General features: G+C 73.4%; 1 protein-coding gene. It reads left to right on the top strand.

All coding sequences use genetic code 11. The features are described 5' to 3' along the window. A partial coding sequence (locus tag EN869_RS33755; RefSeq protein ID WP_348640383.1) for a DUF2339 domain-containing protein occupies positions 1–379 on the top strand: 379 nt, incomplete at both ends.

Raw genomic sequence — 379 nt, forward strand, 5'->3', positions numbered from 1 at the left:
ATGGGCGGCATGGGGCGTCATTGCGCCGCTGGTCGTGCTCACGGCGCTCTGGCTCACCTTCGGCGATATCGACCGCGACCTCGGCTATGCGCTGCCGGGGCTGCTTCTGGGGCTGGTCTTTGCCGCCGGCGGCGAGTGGATCGCGCGCAGCGAAGAGCCACCTCGCGGCGGCGGCCCGGCTGTCTCCTTCGCGCTCGCGGGCGCCGGCGTCGCCGGGTTGCTGATGCTGCACATGGCCTTCGGCTCCGGCTGGACGACGGTGCTGCTCGGCGCCGCCGCCGTCGTGCCGGCGCTGGCGACACGCTGGCGTTCCTATCCGGTGCTGGGCTGGATAGCGGTCGGTGCGGCGGTCGCCGTGCTCGGCCGTGTCGCCTTCGAC

Source organism: Mesorhizobium sp. M2D.F.Ca.ET.226.01.1.1 (assembly GCF_004022705.2).
Taxonomy (GTDB): Bacteria; Pseudomonadota; Alphaproteobacteria; order Rhizobiales; family Rhizobiaceae; genus Mesorhizobium.